Origin of the sequence: Streptomyces sp. (assembly GCF_031178505.1) — a bacterium.
GTDB classification, from domain to species: Bacteria; Actinomycetota; Actinomycetes; order Streptomycetales; family Streptomycetaceae; genus Streptomyces; species Streptomyces gulbargensis.
Window position 1 is genome coordinate 1 of record NZ_JAPSIW010000197.1, and the last position, 9807, is coordinate 9807.

The window sequence follows — 9807 nt, forward strand, 5'->3', positions numbered from 1 at the left end:
ATCTGCCGCTGACCGCCGTGGAGCGCGCGCTGGAGCACGACCTGACGGGCGGCGCGCGCGGGTCGGGCGGTCCCCGCTAGGCGTCCGGCGGCCCGGCCGTACGACGGCCGCACCGTTCTCGTCGTGCGCCTCGCCCACCGATACGAGATACGAGCCGAACTCGGCGTACGGGCGCGGACACGGGCGTGGCTCCGTCTCCGGGAGGCCCGGGTCCTCGCCGACGGGATCGACCAGGACGAGAGAGCTGACCAGGACGACCGAGCCGACCACTCGTACCCGACCTGCCGAAGCCGGCGAATGCCCCGCGGTCCGTTACCGGTGCGGGGCGCGCGGACCGCCCGCGGGTCTCACCCCGTCGCGCTGCCGCCGGGCGAGCGCACCACCGCCGCCGAGTTGAATCCGCCCCGGCCCCGGGCCAGGACCAGCGCCGTCGTCAGGTGCGGCATCTCGCGCGGCTGCCCGGTGACCAGGTCGACAGGGCAGTCCGGGGCCGGTCGCGCGGTGGCGGTGGTCGGGGGCACCACCCGCTCCCGCAGGGCGAACAGGGCCGCCGCCAGGTCCAGTGAGGATCCGCCGGCTCCGAGGCGCCCGGTCATCGTCTTGGGCACGGTGACGGGGACCCCGTACGGCCCGAACAGCGCGACGAGCACCGCGCTCTCGGCCCGGTCCGCCACCCGCTCACCGGCACCGTCGGCGAACACCACGTCCACCTGCCCGGGTGTCACACCGGCGTCCCGCATCGCCAGTTCGGCGGCCTCCCGCAGCCGGGGACGGCCCGGCCCGTCGAAGGTCGCGGCGCATCCGGCGACGACGCCGTAGCCGACCGCGCCCCTGCGGGCTGCCTCCCGGGCGTCTTCCACGACCAGCAGCGCGCCGCCCTCTCCCACCACATGGCCGTCGGCTGAGGCGTCGAACGGGCGGTAGGCCAGCGCGGGATCGCCGGTCAGGCTCAGCCGTCCGTCCGCGAGGTGCGCGGCCCAGCCCCACGGGCACAGCGTGGAGTCCACTCCCCCGGTGACCATCAGGCCGGCTCCGTCGCGCAGGCGCCGCCGGGCCCGGGCGAGCGCGTCGATCCCGCCCGCCTGTTCGCTGATGATGCTCGAACCGGTTCCGCGCAACCGGTGCCGGATGGAGATCTGTGCGGGGCCCGCGCCGTGGAACCAGGCCGACGACTGGTACACGCTGACGTGGCGCGCGCCCTTGCTCCACAGCGCCGAGAGCCCTCGCTGGCCGTACTCGGCGCCGCCCGCCGAACTGGCGGTGATCACGCCCGCTCCGTACTCGGGCAGGCTCGCCGGGTCGGCGCCGGAGTCCGCGAGCGCTTCCTCGGCCACGGCGAGCGCGATGCGGGTGACCCGGTCGGTCTCGGGCATCAGCCGGTTGGGTACGTGGTCCTCGTCGACGAAGCCGGACAGCTCGCCGGCGATGCGCACCGGGTAGCCGGTGGCGTCGAAGCGGGTGAGGGGACCGATGCCGCTGCGGCCCGCCAGCAGCGCCTGCCACCAGGCCCGCGTCCCCAGGCCGTTGGGAGCGGCGACCCCGATGCCGGTGACCAGGGCCTGACGCCGCCCGGCAGCCCGGCAGCCCGGCAGCCCGGCGTCCTGCGGGGCCTCGGGGTACCTCACGCCGCCTCCTTCAGCCGCGGCCGGGTCAGCACCGTCGCGCTGTGGAAGCCGCCGAATCCGCTCGCGATGCTCAGTACGGTGCTCGTGCGCTGCTCGCGCGCGAACAGCGGGGTGTAGTCGAGGTCGCAGGTCGGGTCCGGTTCCCGCAGGTTGGCCGTCGGGGGCACGGTGTCGTGCTGGATGGCCAAGGCGCTGGCCACCACGTCCAGCGCGCCGGCCGCTCCGAGCGCGTGCCCGATCATCGACTTGATGGAGCTGACCGGAACGCGTCGAGCGTGGTCGCCGAGGCCGGTCTTGATGGCGTGCGTCTCGTGCCGGTCGTTGAGCCGGGTGCCGGCGCCGTGCGCACTGACGTAGTCGACGTCGACCGGGTTCATCCGCGCCTCGTCGAGCGCGGCGCGGATGGTGTCGGCCATCTCCTGCCCGCCCGGTCGGAGACCGGTCATGTGGTAGGCGCTGCTGTGGGCCGCGTAGCCGGACAGTTCGGCGTAGGCGCGGGCGCCGCGGCGGCGGGCGTGTCCGAGTTCCTCCAGGACGACGACGGCGGCGCCCTCGCCGAGGACGAATCCGTCGCGGGTGCGGTCGAAGGGCCTGCTGGCCGTCGCCGGTTCGTCGTTGCGCGGGCTGGTCAGCCGGATGCGGTCGAAGCAGGCCATGGAGATCGGGGAGATCGGCGCCTCGGCGCCTCCCGCGACGACCACGTCGGCGCTGCCGTCCCTGATCAGGTCGGCGCCGTGTCCGATGGCGTCCAGGCCGGAGGTGCAGCCGCTGGAGACCAGGCCGACCGGCCCCTGGGCGCCGCTGTCGCGGGCGACGACGGCGGCGAGCGAGCTGGGCACGAAGTAGTCGTACAGGTACTCGGCTGCCTTGGTGTGGTCCAGCGTCGTGGTGTTTCCGCAGTCGCTGAGGATGGCGTACTGGGTGGCCAGGCCGGTGGTGCATCCGATGGCGCTGCCCAGGCTCACCCCGGTGCGTACCGGGTCGACCTGGGCGTCACGGACACCGCTGTCGGCGAGTGCCTCGCGGGCGCCGGTCAGGGCGAACTGGGCGACCCGGTCGAGGCGTTCGGTGTCGGCGAGAGTGAAGCCGTGCGCGGCGGCGTCGAAGTCGACTTCGGCGGCCACCCGGGAGCGGAAGTCGGAGGCGTCGAAGAGCGTGATGTTGCGGGTGGCGGTCCGGCCCGAGGTCAGCAGCGACCAGAAGGCCGCGTTGCCCACCGCGCCCGGGGCGACGACGCCGATGCCTGTGATGACCACGCGTTTCATCGGTGCGCTCCCGACGGGGCGGTGGCGAGGTGGTCGCGGCAGGCCTGTCCGACCAGCCGGGGGAGGTCCGGCAGGTCCGCGAAGAAGTGGTCCCCCGCCAGGGTGTGCTGCTCGATCGGTCCGTTGGTCCAGCGCCTCCAGTGCTCGAGCGCGGCGGGCACGGCCAGCGGGTCGTCACGGCCGGCGAAGACCAGGACGGGGCAGTCCACCCGTCCTCCGGTGGCGGGATCGACGGCCCGGTCCCGCAGGTCCCTGGCCAGCCGCAGGTCGTCGCGCAGCACGGGCAGGACGGTACGGCGCCACAGTCCTCCGGGGGAGGCCGAGCCGCCCTGCGGCACGGAACCGAGGCGGTCCAGCAGCGGCAGGAGTCGCTCGTCGGGCAGGTCCGAGGCGCCGATCAGGGCGGTCGCGGTGTGCGGGGGCAGACAGGCCCCGACGGCCAGGAACAGCGGCGGCGGCGCGCCGGCGTCGGCCAGGGCGCGGGTGAGGGTGTAGGCGACGAGGGCGCCGAGACTGTGCCCGTACAGCGCGTACGGACCGGTCCGCGCCGACTCCAGCAGGGTCGGCAGCAGATCGGCGAGGAGTGCGGCCCGGTCGGTGACCCGGGTCTCCCGGCGGCGGCCGGCGCGTCCGGGCAGCGGAAGGGCGGCGACCTCGACACCGGGCCCCACCGCCGCGGGCCAGGTGCGGTAGCCGGTGACTCCGGCGCCCGCGTGGGCGAGGCAGTGGAGTCTGACCGGCCTGCCGCCCTCCGCGTCGTCTCCCGTGCCAGAAGCCATGCGTCGCCCTCCTCCTGAGAAACCGCGTGCCGCCCCGGGCCCTGGGCACCACCTGTCGCGTGGTGCCCGGTGGCCGCGCCTGAGCGCGGGCGCCGGGCATCCGCCTTGCGATCGTGGCCGGTGCACCTCGTGCCGCACTCGACTCGGCACCGTGCCGACAGGCCCCCGCTCCCTCGCCACATGTGCGTCGGTGCTCCCGTGCGGGGGTCCTCAGGCCGCGTAGAGGTCGAAGGTCGAGGACCGGCGCGGCCCGGCGACGACGTCCAGACGGGGGTCGACGGTGAGCATCGCCTGGTGCATCCGCTGCAGTTGGGGGGAGGGCTCCACGCCGAGTTCGTCGATCAGGCGCTGGCGCAGTCTGCGGTAGACGTCGAGCGCGGCCGCCTGGCGCCCGGACCGGTAGAGCGCCACCATCGCCTGCGAGTGCAGGCCCTCGTGCTGGGGGTGGCGCGCGATGAGGTCGGTGAGTTCGGCGATGAGTTCGACGTGCCGGCCCAGGCGCAGGTCGGCGTCGATCCGCCGTTCGCGGACGACCAGGCGGCTCTGTTCCAGCCGCATCACCTCGATCTCCAGGATCGTTCCTACGCGTACGTCGACCAGCGCCGGGCCGTCCCACAGGTCCAGCGCCTCGCGCAGCAGGGCGGCGGCGAGCTCGTCCTCGCCGTCGTCGAACGCCTGCCGCCCCTCGGCCACCAGTCGCTCGTACCGGTAGACGTCGACGGCTTCGGCGGGGATCTGCAGCAGGTAGCCGCCGTACCGGGTGGCCAGCACGTCCTTGGCCGAGCCGGGGGCGTCGGGGCCCATGGCGGTGCCGAGCATCCGGCGCAGCTGAAGGATGTACGTCTGGAGCGTGGTCAGGGAGCTCTGCGGCAGGTTGGTGCCCCAGATCTCCTCCATGAGGGTGGGCACCGGCACGACCCGGCCCGGGTAGAGGGACAGCAGGGCCAGGATCTGGCGCGGCTTCCCTGCGGTCGGCACGACCGATATTCCGTTGACTTCGGCATTCAGCGCGCCCAGGACTTTTATCTCCATGATTCCTCCGAGCCGTTCAGACAGTCGATTCCGGGTCGGGTTATCGCGTCTTCGAATACTGTCGCCTCGCGGCGTTTTTTGGCACTGCCGACACGCCCGCACAAGAGGAACCGCACCGTCTTCCGACTTGCCTTCGAGAGTTTCTCGAGCACCCCTCGAACTCCTTTCGGGACCGTCTGCTGACGGCACCCTGACAAACCCCTGACGCAGGCCTTCTCCAGGGTGATTGAACAGACGGGAACCTGTTGTGAAGGACGTGAACACTGTTAGGTTTCAGGCCATGGCGACTGCATCGGCAAGCGCGCGGAAGCGCCGTGGAGCGGACCCGCTCGTCCAGGCGCTGCTGAAGCGTCTCGCGGGGCCAGACCATCGGGACGGCTCCGGGCCGGCGGACGCCGACGAGGTGCGGGAGGGGTTCGACTTCTTGCCAGACATGCCCTCCGCGCAGCTCCTGCCCATGGTGAGCAAATATCATCTGCGCGGGATCCAGGTGGGCTTTCCCGAGCTGATGAACGACTGCGCCTGAAACCTCCTCGAGAAATCTTCCACACCACCCTGCGGCTCACTTCAGATATCAGCACGTCGACCCCCGGGTGAGTACTGTCGAATCGGAATGAAGAGCCCCGGCCATTCATGATTTTCTGGGTGGCCGGGCGCAAAAGGCGGGTCGCGGATCTTCCCTCAGCCGACGCGCCGGTTTCCGGGGGGCTGGTACGGCATGGAGTTTCGGATTCTGGGTCCGGTGCAGGTCTACGACGAGTGCACCGGTGTGCTGATCGTCCCGTCGGGGGCGAAGCAGCGCGCGCTGCTGGGCGCCCTCGTGGTGAAGGCCGGTCAGGTCGTGCCCGCCGAACGGCTCGTCGACGAGCTGTGGGGCCAGTGCCCTCCGGCCAACGCCGCCAACGCCCTGCAGGCCCATGTCGCCCGGCTGCGCCGGCTGCTGCCGTGCGGTGAACCCGGCTCGGGCCGCCCGCACCACGAGTGGCTGGTCACCCGTCCCCTCGGCTACGCGCTGCGGCTGGGTGACGCCGACACGGACGCCGGGCGCTTCCGCCGGCTGGCCGCGCACGGCAGGGAACTGGCCCGTGACGACCCCGGCGCCGCGGCCGGGGTGCTGCGCCAGGCGCTCGCCCTGTGGCAGGGACCCGCGCTGCAGGGCAGTGGACAGGGCACCATCTGCGCGGCTGAGGCGGCTTTGCTGGAGGAGAACCGGCTGGTCGCCCTGGAGACGCTGTACGACGCCAGCCTGCTGGCGGGTCACTGCCACGAGGTCACCGGTGAGCTGGAGGAGCTGGTGGTCGCCCACCCGTTGCGGGAGCGGTTCTACGAGTTGCTGATGACCGCCCTGCACCGGTGCGGGCGGCAGGCCGAGGCTCTGGGAACGTACGACAGGGCGCGCCGGCGACTCGCGCACGACCTGGGCATCGAGCCGGGGCCGGCACTGCGCAGTCGTATGGAGTCGGTCCTGCGCCGTCAGGACCCGGCCGGGGCGGCCGAGGGCGCGGCGCGGGCCGTGGCCGGTCCGGCGACCGGCACGGGGCCGGTGGACGAGGCGCGGACCGCGGACGATGCGGTGGCCGGCGCGGTGAGCGTGCGGATGCTGGGCGAGGAACTGGCCCGGCTGCGCGGGCACGTCGACCGTCTGACCCGCGAACACCGGGAACTGGCGGGGCGGCTCGACCGTCTGACGTCCTCGCCGGTCGCCGGACCGCGGGACCTCGCGTCGTGACGGGCCTGCCGGACGGGCCGCGGACCCCGGAGGAATCGTTTCTGGCGTGGTCCGTGCGCGCGGCGGACGGCGTGCCGGTCAGCGGGTGACGAGCCGGCCGCCGTTCGCCGCCGAGGGCAGTGGAGCCTCGGGGCGGGTGGCGAGGATCGAGCGCTGAAGCCGGCTGAGCGCCGTCGACGGCTCCAGGCCCAGCTCCGACACCAGCGTGGTGCGCAGCCGGCGGTAGACGTTCAGTGCCTCACCCCGGCGACCGGAGCGGTGCAGGGCGAGCATGAACTGGCCGTGCAAGCTCTCGTGCATCCGGTACTGATTGACCAGCACCGTCAGCTCCGACAGCAGTTCGCGATGGCGTCCCAGCCGCAGATCGGCCTCGATGCGCTGGTCGAGCGCGCACAGCCTGGCCTCCTCCAGCCGCCCGATCTCCATCTCGATCCGGCGGCCCGCCTGGACGTCGGTGAGTGCGGAACCGTGCCACAGCGAGAGGGCCTCGCCCAGCCGACGGGCCGCGGCGGTGTAGTCCTCGGCGTCCATGGCCCGGTAGCCGGTGCCGGCCCGGCGCTCGAACTCCCGGTAGTCGACGGAGCCGCCCCGGGTGAGGAGCCGGTAGCCGCCGGGGACGGTGGCCAGCACGTCCTTGGCCGTGCATCGTTCCTGTTCGCCGCAGGCCAGTGCCTCGGTGAGCAGTTCGCGCAGCTGCAGGATGTAGGTCTGCAACGTGGTGCGGGCACTGCGCGGCGGGTTCTCCCCCCACAGTTCCTCGATCAGCGTGGTCACGGAGACCACCTGGTCGGCGTTGAGCGCGAGAAGGGCGAGTACCCGCCGCGGCTTCGGAGCCGTCGGCACGACCGACACGCCGTTCTCCCGGACCGACAGCGCACCCAGCACTTCGATGTCCACGTCTCCCCCATAAGTTCAGGCTGAGGCCGCCGAGCGGCCTGCGCTCATCCCGCTGCCGGGGTCCGGTGCGCGATGACGACCGGACTCCTTGATAAAAAAACAGCACGGTCGGTTTGTCAATATCGTAGCCATAGTTCACCGAGGGATGGCAGAGATCCAGCCAGTTACGCGCATGACGACGCGAACGCAAGGGCCGTCGAGGTGAGCGGAAGCGCTCAGTCAGGCCGTTCTGCTGACCTGACTTCGCATCCCAGAAGCGAAAACCGGCCTCAAGGGGGGCGCGAGGACGCATGGCCGAAAACGTCCATCCACCGCCGGGCACGACACAACGAGGCCAAGCCGACGAAGCGGGGCAAAAAACAGACCGTTCAGTATTCAAGCGGGTGTGCGAGCTCCGCCGGCCTCCAGCTCCGGGCGGAGTGTCGCCCGGGCGATCGTCGGCAGCAACAGCAGCCAGAACTGCGTGATCGTGCGCCGGGAGAGCCAGGCGGCGTCCCGCGCACCGAGCGCCTCGAACCCCACGGTGGCGGCGACTACGGCGGTGACGGCGCCCTCCGCCGTCACGCCCGCGCACAGCTCTCCCCGCTCCTCGGCGCGCCTCATCGCCCGCGCGACCCACGCCTGCCAGAGCACCCGCAGGTCCGCGTGCGGCGGCCTGGCCGCGTCCGCGCCCAGACCGAACGCCGCCCGGAGCACGACGTCCTGCCGCAGCGCCGCGGCGAGTGCGTGGGTGACGTCGACGAGGTGCTGCAACAGGCTGGACCGGGCGGGCGCCGGCCGGTCGGTGATGGACCTCAGGATCCGTGCGGCCGCCTCCTCCACCGCGTTCGCCAGAGCCGCCTTGGTGGTGAAGTGGAAGTGCAGTGCACCGCTGCTCACCCCGGCCCGCGCGCAGATCGCGGTGAGCGACGCACCCGTGAAACCCTCGCGGTCGAAGATCTCCGCCGCCGACCTGATCAGGGCTTCACGAGTACGTACCGCACGTTCCTGTTTGACCATCGACTGCTCCGTTACTGCGGGGGATTGCCGTGCTTCCGGGACGGCACGTCGGCGTCCTTGGTGCGGAGCATGGTCAGGGAGCGGATGAGCACCTCGCGGGTCTCGGCGGGGTCGATGACGTCGTCGACCAGGCCGCGTTCGGCCGCGTAGTAGGGGTGCATCAGCTCGGTCTTGTACTCCTTGACCATGCGGGCGCGCATGGCCTCGGGGTCCTCGGCCTCGGCGATCTGCCGGCGGAAGATGACGTTGGCGGCGCCCTCGGCGCCCATCACGGCGATCTCGTTGGTCGGCCAGGCGTAGGTGAGGTCGGCGCCGATGGACTGGGAGTCCATGACGATGTAGGCGCCGCCGTAGGCCTTGCGCAGGATCAGGGAGATGCGCGGGACGGTGGCGTTGCAGTACGCGTACAGCAGCTTGGCGCCGTGGCGGATGATGCCGCCGTGCTCCTGGTCCACGCCCGGCAGGAAGCCGGGGACGTCCAGAAGAGTGATGATCGGGATGTTGAAGGCGTCGCACATCTGGACGAAGCGGGCGGCCTTCTCGCTGGCTTCGATGTCCAGGACGCCGGCCAGGGCCTGCGGCTGGTTGGCGACGATGCCCACGACCTGACCGTTCAGACGCGCCAGAGCGCAGATGATGTTGCGGGCCCAGCGCTCGTGGACCTCCAGGTACTCGCCGTCGTCGACGATCTCCTCGATGACCCTCGCCATGTCGTAGGGACGGTTGCCGTCCGCCGGCACCAGGTCCAGCAGCACCTCGGAGCGCCGGGTCTGCGGGTCGGAGCAGGGAGTGCAGGGCGGGTACTCCCGGTTGTTCTGCGGGAGCATCGACAGCAGGTAGCGGACCTCGGCGAGGCAGGTCTCCTCGTCGTCGTAGGCGAAGTGCGCGACACCGGAGGTCTCGGCGTGGACGTCGGCCCCGCCCAGACCGTTCTGGGTGATCTCCTCGCCGGTGACCGCCTTGACCACGTCGGGACCGGTGATGAACATCTGCGAGGTGTCGCGGACCATGAACACGAAGTCGGTGAGGGCGGGGCTGTAGGCCGCGCCGCCCGCGCACGGGCCGAGCATCACGCTGATCTGCGGGATGACCCCGGACGCCTTGGTGTTGCGCTGGAAGATGCCGCCGTAGCCGGCGAGCGCCGAGACACCCTCCTGGATCCGGGCGCCCGCACCGTCGTTGAGGGAGACCAGCGGGGCACCGGCCGCGATGGCCATGTCCATGATCTTGTGGATCTTCGTGGCGTGCGCCTCGCCCAGCGCACCGCCGAAGATCCGGAAGTCGTGCGCGTAGACGAAGACCGTCCGGCCCTCCACCGTCCCCCAGCCGGTGATCACACCGTCCGTGTACGGCTTCTTGGCCTCCAGCCCGAACCCGGTCGCCCGGTGCCGCCGCAACTGCTCGACCTCCCGGAACGACCCCGGGTCCACCAGCAGCTCGATCCGCTCCCGCGCGGTCAGCTTGCCCTTGGCGTGCTGCGC

General features: G+C 72.0%; 9 protein-coding genes. 2 read left to right on the forward strand and 7 right to left on the reverse strand.

Annotated elements, in window-relative coordinates:
* Positions 1-347 precede the first annotated feature (347 nt).
* The 4 genes from RIF68_RS15620 to RIF68_RS15635 form a co-directional block, all read right to left on the reverse strand.
* On the reverse strand, positions 348-1592 hold the full coding sequence (locus tag RIF68_RS15620) for a beta-ketoacyl synthase N-terminal-like domain-containing protein (RefSeq protein ID WP_309051858.1): 1245 nt from the start codon (positions 1590-1592) through the stop codon (positions 348-350).
* A 29-nt stretch (positions 1593-1621) separates the two neighbouring features.
* Entirely contained in the window at positions 1622-2890 is a 1269-nt protein-coding gene (locus RIF68_RS15625; protein WP_164287224.1) for a beta-ketoacyl synthase, read from the reverse strand.
* Complete coding sequence (locus tag RIF68_RS15630; RefSeq protein ID WP_164287222.1) at positions 2887-3669, reverse strand: thioesterase II family protein; 783 nt, start codon at positions 3667-3669, stop codon at positions 2887-2889. Before RIF68_RS15630 ends, RIF68_RS15625 begins: the two co-directional genes overlap by 4 nt.
* A 210-nt stretch (positions 3670-3879) precedes the next feature.
* Positions 3880-4701, reverse strand: coding sequence for an AfsR/SARP family transcriptional regulator (locus RIF68_RS15635; protein WP_164287220.1), 822 nt, complete (start codon positions 4699-4701; stop codon positions 3880-3882).
* Positions 4702-4981: 280 nt separating this feature from the next.
* On the opposite strand from RIF68_RS15635, the gene RIF68_RS15640 reads away from it, so the two are divergent.
* Both RIF68_RS15640 and RIF68_RS15645 read left to right on the forward strand, forming a co-directional pair.
* A complete protein-coding gene (locus RIF68_RS15640; RefSeq protein ID WP_309051855.1) occupies positions 4982-5227 on the forward strand; it encodes a hypothetical protein in 246 nt (81 codons plus the stop codon).
* A 192-nt stretch (positions 5228-5419) separates the two neighbouring features.
* Positions 5420-6430: an AfsR/SARP family transcriptional regulator gene (locus RIF68_RS15645; RefSeq protein WP_309051856.1), complete on the forward strand. Its 1011-nt coding sequence runs from the start codon at positions 5420-5422 to the stop codon at positions 6428-6430.
* Between the two features lie 78 nt (positions 6431-6508).
* Here RIF68_RS15645 and RIF68_RS15650 read toward each other — a convergent pair whose 3' ends face one another.
* From RIF68_RS15650 to RIF68_RS15660, 3 genes are all read right to left on the reverse strand, one after another.
* Positions 6509-7327: an AfsR/SARP family transcriptional regulator gene (locus RIF68_RS15650; RefSeq protein ID WP_164288098.1), complete on the reverse strand. Its 819-nt coding sequence runs from the start codon at positions 7325-7327 to the stop codon at positions 6509-6511.
* 375 nt (positions 7328-7702) lie between these two features.
* Positions 7703-8326 carry a ScbR family autoregulator-binding transcription factor gene (locus RIF68_RS15655; protein WP_164288100.1) on the reverse strand — a complete coding sequence of 208 codons (624 nt, stop codon included), beginning with the start codon at positions 8324-8326 and terminating at the stop codon, positions 7703-7705.
* Between the two features lie 11 nt (positions 8327-8337).
* A partial coding sequence (locus RIF68_RS15660) for an acyl-CoA carboxylase subunit beta (RefSeq protein ID WP_309051857.1) occupies positions 8338-9807 on the reverse strand: 1470 nt, incomplete at its 5' end.